The sequence below is a fragment of the Affinundibacterium baiyunense genome (assembly GCF_018139645.1).
GTDB classification, from domain to species: Bacteria; Pseudomonadota; Gammaproteobacteria; order Burkholderiales; family Burkholderiaceae_D; genus Undibacterium; species Undibacterium baiyunense.
In genome coordinates, this window is the sequence record NZ_JAGSPM010000006.1 from 97,167 (window position 1) to 116,134 (window position 18,968).

Here is an 18,968-nt window from a genome sequence, read left to right on the forward strand (position 1 = left end):
GAGGAAATTAAAATGTACAAAAAAATTTCACCACAAATTTTGTTGTTGGCTGCAATAAACTTATGTCTACCAAATGCAAGTTCTGCTGCATGGGCAAATCCACAAGAAGCTAATGTAGGGCTGCCAAATATATTGTTTGGAGCATCTGGAGCACCAACAAGCAAGATGAAGTACAAAGGAATGTATGATATGCCAGTGCCTTCGATGCCAGGCTTGTCTGATCCAGAGTTAATTTATGAGGAGCGTGATGACAGTGTTTGGGTGTTATATGACGGGAAGAAGGTTGAAATAGGACCGCGCTGCATGGCAGCATATGTGGAGCTTGATTCGGGAGGCATGTTCTATAACTGGGGAATAGGAAAGGATGCTATGTCCAGTATAGTGTACAGGGGAGGCAGCATTCCTGAAAATAAAGGAGAGATGAAAAAGGTCGAGGTTACCATGCGTGTGAATGGTGAAACGGGAAAGTTTCCATTTTTCCATATAGGAAACGCATTGATCATACCTGTAAAAATGGAGGCAACTTTAAAAGCTGTCGAAGATAAAAGTAAAGTAGAACTTCTTTTAGATGGCAAATCGGTATTAACTTTAAATTTTGAGGGTACTCTTAAGGCTAAAGCTGCGCTCTATAAATGTATGGGAGTACGAGAAACTTTAAAGAATAGGGCAAATTATATGTGTGATGAGTCCATAAGAGCCTGCAAATAGGGGGTAAGGACAAATAAATCTACGACGTCCCAACAGGGTAACTCGCATCACGGATCAACCAGGCATCGTCGCCTACAATTACGACACACCCAACCTCAACAACCTGATCCCCTTCAACAACAGAGCAAAAGGGGCGAGGAAGCATCTCATGTCCCGAGAGCTCAATACCTGATTATGCTAAAAACATACATTTTCTATACATTTCAAATAAATATTTCTGAAGTCTCAAAAGTATGTTGACATGTATAGTACAAATTCTTTTTTACTATTTTATGGGTGGGTGATGTCTACTAAGCTTTCAAGGTATGTCTTATTTTTTTTCTCATTGGCAATGCTATTGTCAACGTGTAACAGCTTCGCAATGAAAACAAGCGTGTCGTTAGATGGAAATGTTGAGACCAAAACGCAATCTGCAGATGTGCACGCCCAAATTGATGCCATTGTCGAGCAGCGAATCAAAGAGGGAGGGATGGTCGGAGTTGGTGGCGCCATTATCGTGAACAAGAAAGTAGTCTGGATGAAGGGATATGGCTTCGCCGACAAGGAACACGCGAGAGCATTCACTCCCGATACAATTATGAACATCGGATCGATCAGCAAGACTTTCACTGGTGTAGCGCTGATGCGAGCGGTACAAGAGGGAAAAGTCTCTCTTGATGAAAACATCAATTCTTATCTGCCTTTCAAAGTTATTAATCCCCATCATCCGAGCGAGCCCATTACGTTAAGGCAACTGGCTACCCACACCTCGGGAATCACAGATAGACAGTCGGCCTACGAACGCGTGTATCACTTCGGAGGCGACTCTCCGGAAGCCCTTGGCGATTTCTTGCAGAACTACTTCGCGCGCAACGGCAAATACTATTCGAACGACAACTTCCTAAAGGCCAAACCGGGGACGTCCCGCGAATACTCGAACATTGGAGCTGCGCTGGCTGGCTACATCGTCGAGGTTGTTGTCGGCGAGAAGCTCAATACCTATACCAAGCGTCACATCTTTGCCCCTCTGCGAATGAAAAACTCTGGCTGGTTCTTATCTGAAATATCGCCTGCGAAGCACGCACGACTGTACGTCTCGCAAGGCCTCCGCATTCCTATTCCACAGTACGGGATAACGACATATCCAGAAGGTGGAGTCCGCACCTCAGTGTCCGACCTCGCCAAGTTCTTTATCGCGTTGCTAAATGATGGCAAATATGAAGGGACGCGAATGCTTGAGCAGAAGTCAGTCGACGAGATGCTCAGGTTCCAATACACCAGTGCAAATAAGCCTGATAATGTCAACATACAAGGGGAAGACTCGGTCAATTCTGGAATTTTCTGGGCCACGAAGCACGACACCACTAGGATCGGACATAACGGATCCGATCCCGGAGTGAGAACAATCATGCTGGCGGATCCAAACAAGGAAATCGGCGTGATCCTGTTTACAAACACTTCTATGCATGATGAAGAATCTGGACACTACTACAATATCTTCGAGACACTTTGGAAGCATGCAGTGCAAATGAAGATTCAAGCAGATAAAGCAGCCAAACAGTAATGTTTAGGTAGCAACGGGGGCTGTTTCAATGTCCCAGTGATGAGCTCGCGGTATTGTGGGGAGTGCAGTTAAGTGTCTCAATATGGCCGTTGCGCGGCTGGGGCAGGCGCTACACTCCCTATTTTTCCATTATCCAATTGCAACAAGCATGGAGTCACCCATAAGTCCCCCGGTAGTCGAGTAGTCGAACCAAATACACGCGAACTACCGCGATAAAAAATTCTCTATAACGCCATCACAAATGCAACTCAAAATGCCTTTAAGCCTTTTGCTTTGTCTTGCTGTTGCGTGAATCGCACCAGTCACCAATGTGGTTCTGGAGAAAAATGCTGTCGCTGTTTTCGCCTGAGTAGCGCCGCTACTCCATAAGCATCACAGTACCCCTTTGCGTCCAATTTGAAGAACAGAATCGTTCAGCTATGCTAGCGACTACATTGGCATGATTTACCTGGGAAAAATTTCGCACGTCTCTGTGCCATCATCTCAGGAGTCACTAGCACGGTCGCCCATGCCGGCGGCCCACCAATTCTGGTGTATTTGATGGCGAGGAACTTGGCAAAGCAAACTTTTGTAGCCACCACCGCGGTATTTTTTACAGTGCTTAATACGGGTAAATTATTGCCCTATGCCGCGTTGGGATTTTTCACGCTAGATAGTTGGAAGATTGCCGCAAGTTTGGCGATTTTTGCCCCCACGGGTGTATGGCTGGGTTTGTATGTATTGAAGATCATTCCAGAGCGCTATTTCTATTCGCTGGCAACTAGCTTATTGGGTATTTCAGGAATCAAGTTACTCTACGATGCGCTTCAATTGTGAGGCATATTTTGCGAGTCATTGTTTGAACAATGACTCGCATGATTTAGATCTAAATTAGTTTCAATTTAGCACCAATCCAGCTTAGGTCGAGATCGTTTCTGAATAAGATTTTCCATTGATTGTGATGTTGCGCAATTGCAGATTCTGCACATGATGTAAGAACCACGGTGCTTTATCATTGCGCACTGTGCCAAAGTCGCAATTGCTGATGCTGACATTTTGTATCGGGAAAATCGCTTGTTTCGTTTTGCCGTTATAGCTGGAAGCGACCGGTCCTAGCAACACAAATGCTTGATAACTCGAGTAATTTCCTCCGCCGATATTGACCGTGCCAACTTTAATATCAGAGACGTGGATGTCTGAAATCACTGGTGGACGAATACGCACGCTGTCATCCGCTGGCGCGTAATCACAATCAATAGTGATAACCGCGCCTGCTGTTGACGGAACCGACTGCGGTGCTATCAATGAATCTGGCAAAGGTTTATAAAACGCGGGCATGGTTTTGACGCCATTCGGAATACTCACATCGCGTACATAGAAGTGACGTAGAAAACCGCCGCGATTCATATTGGTCTTCATTCGGATTGCTGTATTTAAAGGATCATGATCCCAATTCATATTGCGGAAATCCAAATGTTGCGCATAGATATACTCGATACCTGCCGCCATCTCACTACCTAAAGTGACTGCACCGTGACCACTATTCATTACGCAGTGTTGCACGACAATGTTACGCGTTGGACCAAATTGCGTGTCGCGGTTTTTACCAGATTTGATGGCGATACAATCATCACCAGTGTTAAAGGTGCAGTTTTCGATCAAAACAGTGTCGCAAGATTCGGGATCAAAACCATCACTGTTGGGTCCCATGCTATCCATATTAACTTTGTTGATATGCACTTTGCGGCACTTGACAGGATGATGCAACCAGAACGGTGCGGCTTGTATTTTATAGCCTTGTAATAGCACGTTATGACAGCCGATCAATTCAATCATGCTCGGACGTAAATAATGTCCAATACCAAATATTCTGCGCGCGGTTGGAATGCCGAGTTCGGACAATACCGGTAGAAAGCGTGAATCAGTGCGCCATTTATCGCCTATGCCTTGCACCAATTTTTTAGCATCTTCGTTTAAATTCGGTGCGAGCTGATCTAAATTTTCTGGGTTATTTGCATTTACATTTACTTCTGAAAATTGAATCGGCTTTTTAGGATTCTTGCGACCTTTCCAATCCCACCAATTGCCTGAACCATCTTCAAATGGCGTACCGCCTTGGCCATCGAAAATACTGCTCCAATCTTCGCCTGTAATCGCAATATTTTTTTCGTTGTAGGCATAGATCATCGGCGAGTAATTGAGGCAATCATTGCCTTGCCAACGAGAGACCACGAGCTTGCCGTTTTTACCGCAATCGATATCGCCATATTTGGCGTAGTCAGCGGGATTAGCACTAAAGAAGACGTGTGCATTCGCAGCTAGATGTAGATGAACGTTTGAGCGCAAACGTATTGGCCCTGCACAGTACCAATTCCCTGCTGGGATCACAACGCGCCCACCGCCGGCTTTATTGCAGGCGATGATTGCTTGGTTAATCGCTTGATAGCAATCGGCTGAGCCAGTCTGAGGCGTTGGAATAATGCCCTCGATTGCACCTTCGGTATCTGATGCAACTTGGCCGTTGATATTTTGCAGTTCGCACGTCTTTGCGCCAAATTGTGTAATCAGAAAATCGCGTTTGGCAAATTTAATCGGCTTAGTAAACTGCGCAATAATTTGTTCCGCATGTTTCCACGGATTGTGTTTTACTGGATTGCTCGTCGCTTGGCTCAGGGTAGGGAATGTCGATAAGCCGAATAGGCTAGCAGCGCTAGAGTAGCGCAGTAATGAACGACGCTGTTGGTTGATTATTTGATGGGTTGGCATGATGTGCTCGATGATTTAGGTCGAAAATTGATATACGTGTTTAGATAATCAAATTGAAATCTGATTAGTATTAAGGCGTTTGATTGCCGATCGAACTTAAACTTACTTTGACCGGATCACGATAGCGCGCCGCCATTTTGTTTATGTAATCCAACCAAGCTTCTTGTGTTTTTACATCGCCCCAGCGTTCCCAAATCGCACCTGCGTAGTAAGTCATTTTTTGACCGCTGGTGACAGGTTTCAAGATCAGATGATTGAGACTATCTTCGCTATAAGCATCCGCACCTGGAAGAATAATTGCGGTGCCAATCGCACCGTTGCCCGATTGTTCTATCCATTGTGATAAAGAAGATGATGCAAAATCTTTTTCGACGTGAATCTTGGCTTGTTGACCTTTGTCGGATGGTGTTTTGTTGAGACCAACAGCGGCAACAAGTTGAGGATTGGCAGTTGATGTATTGAATTGGAAGGTACTCTCAATTTTGTCGAGATAATGGCCGGCATCAATCGTGAAGCGTTTGGTTTCAGTAACGGCAACGCCTGCCGCATCCCAGCTTGGGTAGCTCAGTTCAAAGATGGTGCGGATTGGACCATTCGCGAGTATTTTCCACTGTGAATAATTGATACTGGTATGTAATTGTTTGCCGTCCCAAATGCCAGTTCCACCGCATCCGCGAGAGCGACCGACGTTATACATATCGAGACCTTCGCCTTCGTCCTTATGATAATGATCATGTCCTTTGTTATACCAGCGATCGACAATCGGATAGGGCACGCGCTTAAACCAAATATCGATACCGCTGGTGACTAATACTTCCTTGGTCACGCCAGCAGGTGCGGGCGCTGCTAATGCAGGGCCATAGGTGCGGTGCGCAATCTTATCGGTTTCCCAAGCAAAGTCATCGAGCCGCTCTGGTATCTGTCTTGCGAAGGTTTTTGTCTCAAATACTGGCGCGACTGTATCGATTTTCTCTATCGTAAAGCTTGCTTGTTTTTCACCTGCCGCAAAGTGATGTTGGAAGATCAGTTCACCATAAGCGATACCAATTCCCTGCGGGTCTTTGGCTTGTGGCGCAATATTGGTGACCTGATGTGGCAATACTTTGCCGTGTTGATCTTTGATTGCAATTTTCTGTATCAACGCACCTGGCAAATATTGATTTACTTGCGTCCATGGAATCGTAATGGTTTCTGAAGGACGCGCTTCGGCTAGCTGATGAGTTACCGTTACTTTGAATTTATCTTGAGCTAAACCAATTGCTGGCATAAGGCTCAATCCCAGCGCGACTGCTTTGAGCTTGAATCGCAAGTTGCGCTGACCGGGTTGCGTCATCTTGTGGTTGTTAAATTGAAGCATGTCTCATTCCTATCACTGAATTGTTTAGGTTTAGGCAGTACTGGTATCGTTTGGATTCTGCGCTTGCTCTTTACATTAGTGATGCTCGCGATAATCGGTTTTTGCGGCACCCGTCGGCACGTAGTGATAAGTTCTGACCTTATGTTCAATGTTAAACGCTGGATTCTTTAGCATTTGTATGACTTCGGCTCCAGCCATCAACATCGGTCCATAGCCATGCAAAGCTTCGACGCTGGTCGGACGATTGTAGTAATACGCGTGATCGCTAGCGAAGGTGGTGCCCACACAGATTCCTTCAATCTCGCCTTTGTCAGTGATACGTGTTGATAAGCCTATCCAACCTGCTTGCGCGATAGAGCCCCAAGTACTTGGACTAATCCAACCTTGATTGACCGCATGCGCAATCGCATACACAAACATTGCGCTCGCTGAAGTTTCGAGATAGGAATCATTGCGGTCTAGCATTTGATGCCATAAACCTTTGCCAGATTGAAGCTCGGCAATTCCCTTCAAGCTGGCACGTAATTGATTCAATACTTTCGGATAACCAGGATGATTTTTCGGTAATACGTCGAGCAGATCTGACATCGCCAATACTGCCCAGCCATTCGCACGCGCCCAGTAGAAGCGTGGTGCATCGGGATTGTTCTCATTCCAACCATGTGTGTATAAACCGCGTTGCGCATTAAACATATACGCGGACATTTGCAGCACATTGTTTACCGCATCGTCGAAGTAGGCATTGTCACCAGTGAGTCGACCTAGTTCGGCAAGTGCCGGAATGCTCATATACATATCATCTGCCCATAAGGAAACCGCCTGTGGACGTTTGCGCGCGAGTGTGCCATCTGCTAAACGGAACTGCTGTTTTGATACCCAGTTACCGCAGATGTCGATCATGTGTTTCAAATCTGGCCCAACTTTGGCCAAGCGTGCGCGAATCAGTGCGGCACACATCGAGCCACTATCGTCTAGCGAACGCGGGTCTAGAAAACGAGAAAAACTATTTGCGCGTTCCAAGTGGAATTGCGCTTCTTGCGCCTTGAAATAAGGCATGGTGTCAACGAAGAAGCGGAAATGACGCTCGGTCATATCGGTGAAGCTTTTGTCATCCGTTGCGGCGCGTGCTTTCAGTAAGCCAGAATGCACCACACCCATCTCATACACCATGATGCCGTAGTCACCTTTGCTAGGTTCAAAGATCGCTTCTTTAATTGGCTTTTTAAAATCGCTAATCGGTGCGCCGGTCGATTTATTAATTACTCGTGTTGGCGTAGTTGATTCGAGATAGTTCCGAATTTTATGTAAGGAATCGGTAATTTCTTTAATCACCGGTTTTTTATACGGGATCGGATAAGTTCCTTCACCCTTGTCTGCCAAATTAGGATTATCTGGGTTTCTATATTGCTTATCGGCCAATGCAATATCGCTCAACAAGCACGAGCAAAGTAAGGAGCAGAGCAAGGTAGTCTGAAGTTTCATAGCGGTCTCTTTATGATTTTGAGTTGATCGTGATCGAATACTTTAATTGCAATAGCTTAAATTTGGTCAGACCATTTTAATGTGGTAAGACCAAATATGCAATGTGGACTAGCCGAATGTCGTATTTTTATTAGAAAATAATGATAACTAAGGATATGACTTTATTACATTCACATCCTTACACATCAAGTTTGTGCAGCGTTTAGTGAGACGAGTTATCTTATTTATGTCAATTCACGTCAACATGGGTAGACATAAAATTATATAAAGCTACATAAGCAAACGACCAGCTAGTAGCTGGTCGTTTGTTGAGCGAAGTCTATGATGAATACGCGAAAATTTATCCGCGTGAAAAAGTCCGGCTGACTCGGTCGAGATGGGCGCGCATCGCCTGTTTTGCGCCATTAGCATCATGCGCTGCGATCGCTTCTAAGATCGCACGATGATCAAGCAGTGTTTGTTTGCGTAACTCTTCTGTTTGAAAATGTTCTTTTAACTTATGCCACAAGCTACCACGTTGATTCCATAAATATTCGATCACCCCAACTAAAGCACTATTGCCGGTGGCACGTGCAATCGCCAGATGGAAGTTGCGATCTGCCATTTCATTTTCATTGCGATTGTCGTGATGACGTTCCATCTCTAACACCGCTTTGAGGATGGCATCAATCGCAGAATCGGTCGCATTCTTTGCCGCGATGGCAGCAACTTCAGATTCAATTAAGCGACGTGCTGACAACACTTCAAACGGGCCAGGACCACCTTCCGGTACATCTTTATCTACTTTCGCTTGCTCGCTGACATAGACGCCAGAGCCGCCGCGTACTTCGACAATCCCACCTAGTTCTAAGGCAATTAAAGCTTCTCGCAATGAGGCACGACTGACATTGAGCTTGCTAGCTAAATCGCGTTCAGAAGGAAGGCGCTCTCCAGCCGCGATATTTTCGTCCTTGATCAGTTGTTGGATGCGGTTAGAGACAACGCGATATAAGCGTGGTTCTGGCGCGATATTTTCTAATGCAGCAGCAACTTTTTTCATTGAGTTTCGGTGTGGTGAAGAACGTGAAGAAATGGGTGATAAATGAAGTCAAGCAGACAAGGTTTATTCTAAATTGGTCTGTCCAATGCCGCAAGCGGTGAATGTATTGATTGCATTGTATAAGCCTGAGCGGCTGTTGTTATTGCACATGCTATCAAGTTCTAAGGTAAAAGATAAATTTAATTAATAAACGCAACTTCTAGTGTCGTGGAATCAATATAATCAGCTCGTCAAATTCATTAGCTTTTTTTGCTTTATCTAGACGAATGCATCGATAGCTCAAACCTAAATACACAGAACTGAGAATTAAGTGTGATGTCTAAAGACGTGTAAGTCTGAAGCAACGAATAATGCTATATAACTTTTCTTTTTCTCGAAATATGCGATCTTTACTTTTTTTTGCACCGATTCCGGCTGTGTTGATGAGTATCGTCTTGATGCAGTTTGTCGGTGTTAGCAGATTTGTGTGGATACAACAAGTCGTAGTCAGTGTGTTCGCTCTGGGTCTTGCCTACGCAATGTCAAGACGAAACTTTGTTGCGGTGTCGACGAAATGGCACATCTATCTAGTTCTATTTTTGGGTCTGCTACTTTTTTTACCACCAGTACTCGGATCAAGTCCCGATCCGCAACGGTGGTTAGTGCTGGGAGGCTTTCGTCTCTACATTGCTGCTTGCGTTTTACCCTTACTCGTTTTACTTCTAGAAAATCTGATTCATCAAAGAAATACGCAAGCTCAAATTTGGATATTTTTCTATCCGGTCATTGCTGCGGCTTTGGCTTGGCAACCTGATGCGTCGCAAAGTTTGGCTGTCGCATTGATTGGACTTATATCGATTATGCGCACGGATAATAGGACGGTGATAAAACTGATGTGCATCATTACCTTGTTAGTGGCAAGTATTTTGTCGTCTGCGCAGCCGGATCCTCTAAAACCCGTGTCGTATGTAGAAGGCGTGATTCAGTTAGGCGCGACTATGCATTTGAGTATTGCTGCAATATTGTTGTTGGTGCTGGCAATTATCCCCATCTCTTTAATTTGGATTGGACGACGACATCAACACACCACATTCTATTTGCCTGCCTTGTACTATCTTGTGATCGATATTTGTGCATTTTTACAACTTACCCCTATGCCATTATTGGGCTTTGGTGCAGGACCGATACTTGGTTATGCTTTGATGGCGTATGCATGTAGTAGACAAATTCAACAACGGTGAATCTATTGATTCTCGCTTGGCGCTAACAGGCTTAGTTTTGGCAACGAATATAGGTAGCGGCGTCCATTATTTAGTTCTAACTATTTTGTTTTCAATAAGGCTTGTTGTATCAGCGTCAGATTGCGTGCCTAAGTCTCTATAAAAATCCTCTGTTCAAAATGAATCGTGCACAATGGAAACTCGATGCCGACGATTAAATTATGGAGATGCACTTGAAACCAACTAAGCAACTTATTCGATCAAGCTTGAAATTCAATTTACGATCAATCGGAGTCGCCGTGGCGATAATGGGGGCGTTTGCACAATCTGCAAACGCGGCGGATAGTGAACTCAAAACGGCGATTGCAAAAAATTATCAATCGCAGTTGAAGCCCTTATTTGAGTACTTTCACCAAAATCCTGAGCTTTCGTTTATGGAAACCAATACGGCGGCACGTCTGGCAAAGGAATTGCGCGCAGCGGGTTTTGAGGTTACCGAAGGGGTTGGAAAGACGGGTGTGGTCGCGATCTTGAAAAATGGTCCGGGTCCCTTAGTCATGCTTCGTGCGGACATGGACGGTCTGCCTTTAGAAGAAAAATCGGGTTTGCCGTATGCATCGAAAGTACAGCAAAAAGATCCAGATGGAAAATTGCAGCATGTGATGCACGCTTGTGGTCATGATGTGCATATCACTAGTTTAGTTGGTACCGCAGTACAAATGGCTGCACGTAAGCAACAGTGGTCAGGCACCTTGATGTTGATAGGCCAGCCAGCAGAAGAGCGGGTTGGTGGTGCAGCTGCGATGATGAAAGATCAAATTTGGAAACGTTTTGGGAAACCTAAATATGCTTTAGCGTTCCATGTTGATTCTGGCTCAGAAGCTGGCAAGATCGTCGCTGAAGAAGGCTCGCCTTATTCTGGCGTAGATACGGTGGAGATAACGGTACACGGTATTGGTACACATGGTGCCTATCCGCATTTGGGCAAAGACCCGGTTGTCATCGGTTCGCAAATTGTTTTAGCTTTACAGACGATAGTCACACGTGAAGTGGCGCCGCGTGAACCAGCAGTGATCACTGTTGGATCCTTCCATTCAGGTACGAAGTCCAACATTATTTCAGACCAAGCGAAGTTGCAATTAAGTGTGCGCAGCGAAAGTAAAGAAACTCGCGCTCTATTATTGTCCGCAATTAAACGTGTCGCTCTCAATACAGCGCGCGCAGCAGGTCTACCAGAAAATTTATTGCCCGAAGTGGTCGAAGTCGATACGCCAACACCTCCAACTCTGAACGATATTCCACTGACGCAGCATTTGAAAAAAGTTTGGACAGAGAAGCTAGGCAAAGACGCGTTCGCAACACCGAAAATGCGTGACGGCATGGGCGCAGAAGACTTTCCTTTCTTCGTGAGTGAGCCGTATATCCCTAGCGTGTATTTTTCAATCGGTGGCACGCCAAAAGAAGATTTTGAAAGAGAAAGCAAAGGCGGCCCAGCCGTGCCAGGTCATCACAGTCCTTTGTTTAAAATCACACCTGAACCAGCAGTACGGGCAGGGGTTGAGGCGAGTGTGATTGCTTTGTTGGATTTGTTGAAGAAGTAATTGGACTGATTTTTATGTAACTTCATAAGGCGGTTTAGATACCGCCTTTGGTTTTTCTAGAAGCTATGGTCAAAGCTTAGTTTGAGTTGCCGGTAATAGCGATTACTTGAATATTGAGACACTTCGCTTTCGGGATTGAACCATTGCATTAGATTATGAAATCTGCGATTCAGTAAGTTATCGATGGCTAAACGAAGTTTTGTTTTTGGCGTAAATTTCCATAAGCCATAAATATCCAATTCAATTGAACTCGGAGACGAGGAACGCTGATTCTCAGCGAGTAAATAGGGCTGTGATTGGCGATAGCGCCAATTTCCACCAAGACTTAGCGGCAAATTAGTCGAGTTGTAGTCGAGGTTTAGGCTTGCGTTCATTGGTGTTGATGTTAATTTGTTGTCAGGCGCAGGTAAATAAGACACGCTCGACCAATTTTTGGAAATGTTAAAACTGAGATTGATATCGGGACTCTCCACCCAAAACCGCTTGAGCGGAAATTGAGTATTTAAATCGACACGTTTGCTGACTCCATTGCCAGCGTTTACAACTTGCCGCCACCAAAAATCATTGATGAATTTTGTTTCCATACGATGTAGATCGGAGATGCGACGTACGATGAATTTAGCGCTGTAGGTGAGTTCCTTCGTATCATTATGTTCGTAACTTGCTTCGAGTGACCAAGCGAGTTCAGGCTTTAACATGGGGTTGCCGTGTATGCTCGGATTCTGTTCTGAGTTATTTGGGAGTACGAACTTAGGATGAATTAAGAAAAAATTTCCTGGTGCTTTGAATGTGCGAGAGACACCAAATCGAAGACGGTCTGTATTTTCTGAATTTAACTGCCAAAGTGTTTGCAAGATCGGACTCCAGACACTAGATATATTTCTAGCAGAGAGTTGCGCAGTGCCTTCACTAGAAACCGCGACGGATTCCCAACGTAGGCCTAAATAAGCAGAAGATTCTTTGCGAAATCTCCATTCATCTTGAACGAAAGCTGCGTAATTGTTGACGACTGAATGTGTATTTTGATGCGGCTCTCTGTCAACTATAAGTACCGGTGGGGGGAAGGGGCCAGTTAATTCTTGGTGGCGCTGTTGACGGTTATTGATGCTAGAGAGATTGATGCCACCAACCAAGTCGTGCTCTTCAACGGTGAGGACGCTTAGTTTGAGTGATGTATTGATTCTGTTTTCAAGCTCTTGTGAATGCACTTGACGATCAAATAGTAAGCGATTCTGTTGATCAAAATTACTATCTTGATCTCGGAATTGATTCCGTTTACCAGATAATCCCACACTAAGGTCGATCTTGGTTACCTCGCCGAGCTTATCTAAAACTTTGAGAGTGGTGCCGCCATTTATGTCATGTAGCTTATTCGATCGGTGGATGCGAGGATAGGGAACTGGACTACCTTTCTGAAAGAAATATTCTTGCTCAGCAGTATTTTGTCCTTCACTGGTTTGAACATAGCTTGTTAGTTTGAGATTCAGTCCGTCAGGTTTTTTATATTGAATTACCGGACTCACATAAAAGCTCTTTACTGGAAATTCAGAATTGTCGGCAGTAGAGTATGCGCGTATGAGTTCGTTTCTTCGATTATATTCATAGCTCTGCATCTCCCCCTTTGAGTATGAAACATACTTTCTAGCAGATGTGGTCAATGAGTATGACCATTCGTCCCATTTGTCCGAACTGGTCCATGTTACATAGGGCGATGTTTTTAATTCGTGAGTTACGCCAAAGTTGATGTTTTGTTGCTTAGTCTGCGGAATTTTTTTCAAAACGATATTAATCGTCCCCGCTATTCCTTGACTGCTAAATTCCGCACTTCCTAAACGATAGATTTCCACACGCTCTATACTTTGCATGGGGATGTCATTGATATTGATGCCGCGTGGTGGCTCATTATCAACAAGGATTTGTGTATAGCCGCTGTTTAATCCAGGCAATTGCATTACACCTTTGATGACGATGACACCGGGCACGCGTTTCATTGCTTCGGTGATGTTGGTGTCTCCGTAACGTGCCAGATCGGCATTGCTAACGATGTTTTTTGCAGCGGCATCACGACTTAGATTTTCGATTTCACTTTTTGCTTTGACTTCAACCGCTTGTATCTTTTCTTGACTACTCTCTTGCTTAACGTTGGTGGAAGCAGCTTGTGTTTGTGCTTGAATGGGGGAGCATAGGCAAGCTGTTGCTAGCAGTGAGGCCTGCAACAGGGTTGAGGTTTTGAAGGGCATGAGAGGGAATGAAAATTAATGATTAAATATTTTCATCGTGTTTAGATTAATTGTCAATTTTATGCGCTTATTTATGCACTGATAATTGTGTGCTGTATTTGTCGGGAGTTTTTCTCAGGTATGTTCCAAAGAAGCTTAGCGCGAAATGCGCATCTCGGAACAATTCATCAACGTGAGGACGCATATTGAGTTCGCCGACGATTAAGGTAGACGTTGTTGAAATTATGAGCGGTATGAACAGATGTATTTAATGATATTAAGTGCTCCGTACTATTAGTCTGCTCGATCGCTTTGTTTATCTAGAATTGGTGTTCAAGGGCGAGAGACACTTTACGATATTCCGGTGAATGCCATCGGCTCAGTGTGCGTAAGCCAGCAAATCGCTGCTCACTGAAATTGTTAGACTGGCGTTTCAATAAATTATCTATCGATGTACGCAGTAGAGTTTTCTGATCGAACTTCCACACTGCGTAGAGATCAAGCGCAAGTGGCGTTGGATTGTATATGCGTTGTGTGTTACTCGTTTGTTGCCAGCGACTATCGCTATATCTGACGTTATATCCTAAAGTGAGAGGTAGATCCTTTGCGCGATAATCCATACTTAATTTCGTGTTGAATGTATTTGGACTGAGGATGTTGGCTGGCCCAGGTAAATTGGAGACGCTAGACCAATGTTTGTTTAGGTCAAAACTGATATCGATGTTCGGTGAGTCCTTTATCCATCTTTTGAGTGGAAATTGCAGATCAAATTCTATGCTCTTGCTGATCGCTTTTCCCGCATTGACTAGAGAGTACCACCATAGGTTCCCGTCATAGCTAATAACTTCTTGATGCAAGTCCGTGATGTGACGTACTTTTCCGCGAATTGTGTAGTTCAGTTCGTCTTTGCCATTGTGCTCGAAAGCCGCATCTAAAGACCAAGCTGATTCTGGGCGTAAGCTCGGGCTACCACGACGATTTGGGTCGATCATCGAATTGTTGAGTGAATTGTAGATCGGTGATGCAAGCTGAAACTCCGAAGGTGCCTTAAAGTGTCTGGATAAGCCTAGACGCACGCGATCTGTATTTTCAGGATTGAGTTGCCATAGCGTTTGCATTATCGGGCTCAGAACACTTGATTGGTGCTTTATTTTGGCGTGAGCCGTGCTTTCACTTTGTAACTCAATTGCCTCCCATCGCAAACCGAAGTAGGCAGATGATTGTTTGCGAAACCTCCATTCATCTTGAATGAAGAAAGCGAGATTATTGATCGCTACTGCCGTGGTTTGAAGGCTGTTTTCAGTGGATGTAGGTAAGTGATTTACTTGCTGCTCATTTTTTCTGCTGTTGTCTATCGATCTTGAAAGAGTCCAGCCGCCAACGATATCGTGTTCTTCATCGCCAGCCACGGTAATTTTTCCAGAGTGATTGAAAGCGCGGGTTTTGCGATGAATATATAAGTCTCGATCAAGTGATGCACGATCATCAGGATTCTTCGCGGTATCGGAGTATTTGATCATATTGGTGATCAAGGTGAGACCTGCACTTATGTCGAATTTGAGCTTATTTGTTGTGCTTAACAATCTTAGATTGGTGCTGCCAAAATTGCTGTCGCTGCGATAGTTTTGCGTGTTTTTCCCTACCGGTAAAGTTGAACCAATTAAAAATAAATTGCTCGTGTCCTGAGTGAATTTTGCACGATTGGCATTCAATGAAGAGGAAGAAGTGAGAGTAGTTCCGGCCTCATTCGTGTATTGGATCCGAGGGTTGATACGAAAACTGTGGGCGGTCAAGTCGCGTAAATCCTGCTGAGTGAATTTTCTTATCAGTTGATTTTTCTCATCAAAAAATTCATTGATGTAGGCTGTTGAAGCACTACTTAAGCCACCACTATCTCTGGCACTGAGGGATAAAGAGTAAGATAGTTTATCTTGCTTATCGGATACCAACCATTCGACTGCACCAGTGTTTCGATAGCTATTGGCGAAGTTGACTTTTAATTGATTGCGCTGATTGCTAGGAATACGTTTGAGTACGATATTGATCGTTCCTGCGATGGCTTGACTGCTAAATTGCGCGTTGCCAGCGCGATAGATTTCAACACGTTCGATTAACGTCATCGGTAAATCGTTAATGGATACCCCGCGCGGTGGTTCGCCATCAATTAAAATCTGCGTGTATCCCGCATTCATGCCTGGCAACTGTAATTGATCTTTGACGACAAGTACGCCAGAGACGCGCTTCATCGCGTCGTTGATATTGGTATCGCCATAGCGCATGAGTTCTTCATTGCTTATTACAGTCTTGGCAGCAGTATCACCCCTCGCATTTTCTATTTCACTCTTCGCTTTAATTTCAATTTGTTGCGATTTGGTTTGGCTTTGCTGTGTGCTTGATGGTGCTGCGGTCGATGGCGTGACTTCTTGTGGCAGTGCATAAGCGCTTGCTAGCAGTAACATCGTAAGAGAGATTACGCGAATGCGCTTTCGATGTTGTTGAAGTGGTGCACTTGGCATGAAGTAAATAAGCAATTAGATTTATTTTTGCAATCTTGGATTCTGTTGCTTAAGTGCTCAATAGTCAATCAGACTAAGATAGAAATTCTGTGCAAATTATTGGTTGATTTGTTGAAGGCTTATTTAGTATTGCCTGCAATCTCGTCCAGAATTTCATTCCCTAGATGCGTCACATCTCCCCAGTCGATGAGTGAGAGTTCACCGTTTTCGAAAGAAAAGCGATTGATGCTCGCGTTGTAAATGGTAATGGTTCGTTCGGCATTCAGTGGCAGCTTCATGGCAGCGCGATAGGCGCATTCGAGTACGCCGCCGTGGGCAACGATGGCGATTTTCTTGCCTTGATATTGGTTCGCATAGTGCGATATTGCATCGATGGTTCGGTGCTGAAATTCTCGTATGCTCTCACCGACGTTGTTGGGATCGTCTTGTTTGGCGGGAAAATGAAAATCAGGATCGCGCGCGCGCCATTGCGCGTACTCATCTGGATAAAGTTCCGGTAGCTCGCTGTATAGCTTTCCTTCAAAATCACCAAAGCAGCGTTCGCGCAATGCTGCATCGATTTTGGTTGGTATGCCTTGCAAGCGGGCGATCTCGCCAGCCGTTTGCATCGCGCGTTGTAGATCGCTAGAAATGATGGCGGCCAGCGTTTCATGCTGCAATCCTGCAGCAAGTGCTTTGGCTTGACGTCGCCCCTCCGCATTGAGTGGAATATCTAAGTGACCTTGTAATTTGCGCACGGCGTTCCATGCTGTTTCGCCGTGACGAATTAATAAAATTTCTGTGCGCACTTATTTTTCTAGTTTATGTATCTGCTTTGGCTTTAGTTTGTAACCAAAAGGTTACGGGGCCGTCATTGGTCAGGGTGACTTTCATATCTGCACCAAATTGGCCTGTTTCGACGTATGCATGTCGTTGTTTTGCCAACGCGACAAAGTGATCAAATAATTGTTTGCCGAGTGCAGGTGGAGCTGCTGGAGTGAATGAAGGGCGCGTACCAGATTGCGTATCGGCGGCAAGGGTAAATTGTGGCACTAGGAGCAAGCCACCTTGTACATCAGTCACGCTGCGGTTCATTTTGCCAGCATCGTCTGAGAACACGCGATAGCTGAGCAATCGCGTCAGTAATTGCTCAGCATCTTTCTCGGTGTCATTGCGTTCGGCGCAAACTAGCACCATCAATCCAGCGTCGATCGCGCCTATGGTGGCGCCATCGACGACGACTTGGGCATGTGTGACGCGTTGCAGTAAAGCGATCATGCTGTCAGTGTGACTTTCGCAAATTTACGTTTACCGACTTGCAGCACAACCGTACCCGCCTGTACTTGTAATTGCTTGTCGCTGATCACTGCGCCATCGATACGCACACCACCTTGATCAACCATGCGCATTGCTTCTGAAGTGGAAGCACACAAATTGGCTTGTTTCAGCAATTGTGCAATCCCGATTGGTGCGCCGCTTAAACTAACTTCAGCGATGTCGTCAGGGATGCCGCCTTTTGATCGATTCACAAAATCTGCCAACGCATCTTCCGCCGCTTGTTTGTTATGGAAGCGCGTGACGATTTCTTGTGCAATAGCGACTTTGATGTCGCGTGGATTTTGACCTTCTGCGACAGATTTTTTGTATTGCGCGATTTGTTCTAAGGAGCAGAACGACAGTAAATCGTAGTAGCGCCACATCATTTCGTCAGAAATACTCATGACTTTGGCGAACATCGTATTGGCTGGTTCGGTAATCGCGATGTAGTTGTTTTTCGATTTGGACATTTTTTCCACGCCATCTAAACCTTCTAGTAATGGCATCGTCAAAATACATTGTTGCTCTTGCCCATAGTCTTTTTGTAGTTCACGACCGACCAACAGATTGAATTTCTGATCTGTTCCGCCTAATTCCAAATCCGCATGCAGGGCAACAGAATCATAGCCTTGCATCAATGGATACAAGAATTCGTGCACAGAAATTGGCGTACCTGCTTTAAAGCGTTTGGTGAAGTCATCGCGCTCCATCATGCGCGCCACGGTGTATTTAGACGAAAGCTGGATCAAACCACGTGAACCGAGTGGATCGCACCATTCGGAGTTGTAGCGAATTTCAGTTTTGCTTGGGTCTAATACCAAGGATGCTTGCTTAAAATAGGTTTGTGCATTTTCCTCGATTTGTTCACGCGTCAATGGTGGGCGAGTTGCATTGCGGCCAGATGGATCACCAATCATTGAAGTGAAGTCACCAATCAAGAAAATGACGGTATGTCCTAAATCTTGCAATTGGCGCATCTTATTCAAGACTACGGTGTGACCTAGGTGCAAATCAGGTGCTGTAGGATCAAGTCCTAATTTGATTCGTAGTGGTTTGCCGGTTTTTTCGCTACGCGCTAATTTTTGTGCAAATTCGGATTCAATTAATAGTTCATCGACACCGCGTTTGGTAACCGCTAACGCGTGTTGCACTGCATCAGAAAGCGGCAGAAGAGTCGTAGCGCTGGGCGCTTTATCATTGGATTGTGGCAAGGTCATGATGGTATTTACTAATTAATTAAATAGAATTCGAGATGAATCAAAG

The 18,968-nt window shown here is 44.9% G+C and carries 14 protein-coding genes; 5 read left to right on the top strand and 9 right to left on the bottom strand.

The genetic code is table 11. The features are described 5' to 3' along the window. Nucleotides 1-12: 12 nt before the first annotated feature. The 3 genes from KDM92_RS11175 (at nucleotide 13) to KDM92_RS11185 (ending at nucleotide 3,067) form a co-directional block, all read left to right on the top strand. Entirely contained in the window at nucleotides 13-708 is a 696-nt protein-coding gene (locus KDM92_RS11175) for a hypothetical protein (RefSeq protein ID WP_212684459.1), read from the top strand. A gap of 361 nt (nucleotides 709-1,069) precedes the next feature. Beyond that, on the top strand, nucleotides 1,070-2,251 hold the full coding sequence (locus KDM92_RS11180) for a serine hydrolase domain-containing protein (RefSeq protein ID WP_212684461.1): 1,182 nt from the start codon (nucleotides 1,070-1,072) through the stop codon (nucleotides 2,249-2,251). Between the two features lie 480 nt (nucleotides 2,252-2,731). Then, on the top strand, nucleotides 2,732-3,067 hold the full coding sequence (locus KDM92_RS11185) for a sulfite exporter TauE/SafE family protein (protein ID WP_329603155.1): 336 nt from the start codon (nucleotides 2,732-2,734) through the stop codon (nucleotides 3,065-3,067). Between the two features lie 81 nt (nucleotides 3,068-3,148). Here KDM92_RS11185 and KDM92_RS11190 read toward each other — a convergent pair whose 3' ends face one another. The 4 genes from KDM92_RS11190 to KDM92_RS11205 all read right to left on the bottom strand — a co-directional run bounded on the left by KDM92_RS11190 (nucleotide 3,149) and on the right by KDM92_RS11205 (nucleotide 8,874). After that, entirely contained in the window at nucleotides 3,149-4,996 is a 1,848-nt protein-coding gene (locus tag KDM92_RS11190) for a glycoside hydrolase family 28 protein (protein ID WP_212684463.1), read from the bottom strand. Nucleotides 4,997-5,066: 70 nt separating this feature from the next. Beyond that, a complete protein-coding gene (locus tag KDM92_RS11195) occupies nucleotides 5,067-6,353 on the bottom strand; it encodes a DUF4861 family protein (protein ID WP_230408303.1) in 1,287 nt (428 codons plus the stop codon). 75 nt (nucleotides 6,354-6,428) lie between these two features. Beyond that, the gene (locus KDM92_RS11200; protein ID WP_212684465.1) at nucleotides 6,429-7,835 is read right to left on the bottom strand and encodes a glycoside hydrolase family 88/105 protein; all 1,407 of its coding nucleotides are present in this window, start codon (nucleotides 7,833-7,835) and stop codon (nucleotides 6,429-6,431) included. 340 nt (nucleotides 7,836-8,175) lie between these two features. Continuing rightward, nucleotides 8,176-8,874 (bottom strand): FadR/GntR family transcriptional regulator, encoded by a 699-nt coding sequence (locus KDM92_RS11205; RefSeq protein ID WP_212684467.1) that lies wholly within the window; start codon nucleotides 8,872-8,874, stop codon nucleotides 8,176-8,178. Nucleotides 8,875-9,254: 380 nt separating this feature from the next. Here KDM92_RS11205 and KDM92_RS11210 point away from each other — a divergent pair, with 380 nt between their 5' ends. Both KDM92_RS11210 and KDM92_RS11215 read left to right on the top strand, forming a co-directional pair. Continuing rightward, nucleotides 9,255-10,094 (top strand): hypothetical protein, encoded by an 840-nt coding sequence (locus KDM92_RS11210; protein WP_212684469.1) that lies wholly within the window; start codon nucleotides 9,255-9,257, stop codon nucleotides 10,092-10,094. A gap of 212 nt (nucleotides 10,095-10,306) precedes the next feature. Next, a complete protein-coding gene (locus KDM92_RS11215) occupies nucleotides 10,307-11,674 on the top strand; it encodes an amidohydrolase (protein ID WP_230408304.1) in 1,368 nt (455 codons plus the stop codon). Between the two features lie 56 nt (nucleotides 11,675-11,730). On the opposite strand, the gene KDM92_RS11220 is transcribed toward KDM92_RS11215, so the two are convergent. From KDM92_RS11220 to tyrS, 5 genes are all read right to left on the bottom strand, one after another. Further along, nucleotides 11,731-13,914, bottom strand: coding sequence for a TonB-dependent receptor plug domain-containing protein (locus tag KDM92_RS11220; protein WP_212684471.1), 2,184 nt, complete (start codon nucleotides 13,912-13,914; stop codon nucleotides 11,731-11,733). Between the two features lie 299 nt (nucleotides 13,915-14,213). Continuing rightward, entirely contained in the window at nucleotides 14,214-16,352 is a 2,139-nt protein-coding gene (locus tag KDM92_RS11225; protein ID WP_212684473.1) for a TonB-dependent receptor plug domain-containing protein, read from the bottom strand. A gap of 176 nt (nucleotides 16,353-16,528) precedes the next feature. Further along, entirely contained in the window at nucleotides 16,529-17,197 is a 669-nt protein-coding gene (locus tag KDM92_RS11230; protein WP_212684475.1) for a histidine phosphatase family protein, read from the bottom strand. Between the two features lie 13 nt (nucleotides 17,198-17,210). Beyond that, nucleotides 17,211-17,666 carry a D-aminoacyl-tRNA deacylase gene (gene dtd / locus KDM92_RS11235; protein ID WP_212684477.1) on the bottom strand — a complete coding sequence of 152 codons (456 nt, stop codon included), beginning with the start codon at nucleotides 17,664-17,666 and terminating at the stop codon, nucleotides 17,211-17,213. Continuing rightward, nucleotides 17,663-18,922 (bottom strand): tyrosine--tRNA ligase, encoded by a 1,260-nt coding sequence (tyrS, locus tag KDM92_RS11240; RefSeq protein ID WP_212684479.1) that lies wholly within the window; start codon nucleotides 18,920-18,922, stop codon nucleotides 17,663-17,665. The genes dtd and tyrS overlap by 4 nt, the downstream gene beginning before the upstream one ends. Nucleotides 18,923-18,968: the final 46 nt, after the last annotated feature.

What these genes read in the sequence shown, in the direction of transcription:
- KDM92_RS11190 (WP_212684463.1), bottom strand. Translation starts at nt 4,996, where the DNA reads ATGCCAACCCATCAAATAATCAACCAACAGCGTCGTTCATTACTGCGC.
- tyrS (WP_212684479.1), bottom strand. Translation starts at nt 18,922, where the DNA reads ATGACCTTGCCACAATCCAATGATAAAGCGCCCAGCGCTACGACTCTT.
- KDM92_RS11225 (WP_212684473.1), bottom strand. Translation starts at nt 16,352, where the DNA reads ATGTTACTGCTAGCAAGCGCTTATGCACTGCCACAAGAAGTCACGCCA.
- KDM92_RS11180 (WP_212684461.1), top strand. Translation starts at nt 1,070, where the DNA reads ATGAAAACAAGCGTGTCGTTAGATGGAAATGTTGAGACCAAAACGCAA.
- dtd (WP_212684477.1), bottom strand. Translation starts at nt 17,666, where the DNA reads ATGATCGCTTTACTGCAACGCGTCACACATGCCCAAGTCGTCGTCGAT.
- KDM92_RS11210 (WP_212684469.1), top strand. Translation starts at nt 9,255, where the DNA reads ATGCGATCTTTACTTTTTTTTGCACCGATTCCGGCTGTGTTGATGAGT.
- KDM92_RS11220 (WP_212684471.1), bottom strand. Translation starts at nt 13,914, where the DNA reads ATGCCCTTCAAAACCTCAACCCTGTTGCAGGCCTCACTGCTAGCAACA.
- KDM92_RS11195 (WP_230408303.1), bottom strand. Translation starts at nt 6,353, where the DNA reads ATGCTTCAATTTAACAACCACAAGATGACGCAACCCGGTCAGCGCAAC.
- KDM92_RS11200 (WP_212684465.1), bottom strand. Translation starts at nt 7,835, where the DNA reads ATGAAACTTCAGACTACCTTGCTCTGCTCCTTACTTTGCTCGTGCTTG.
- KDM92_RS11205 (WP_212684467.1), bottom strand. Translation starts at nt 8,874, where the DNA reads ATGAAAAAAGTTGCTGCTGCATTAGAAAATATCGCGCCAGAACCACGC.
- KDM92_RS11175 (WP_212684459.1), top strand. Translation starts at nt 13, where the DNA reads ATGTACAAAAAAATTTCACCACAAATTTTGTTGTTGGCTGCAATAAAC.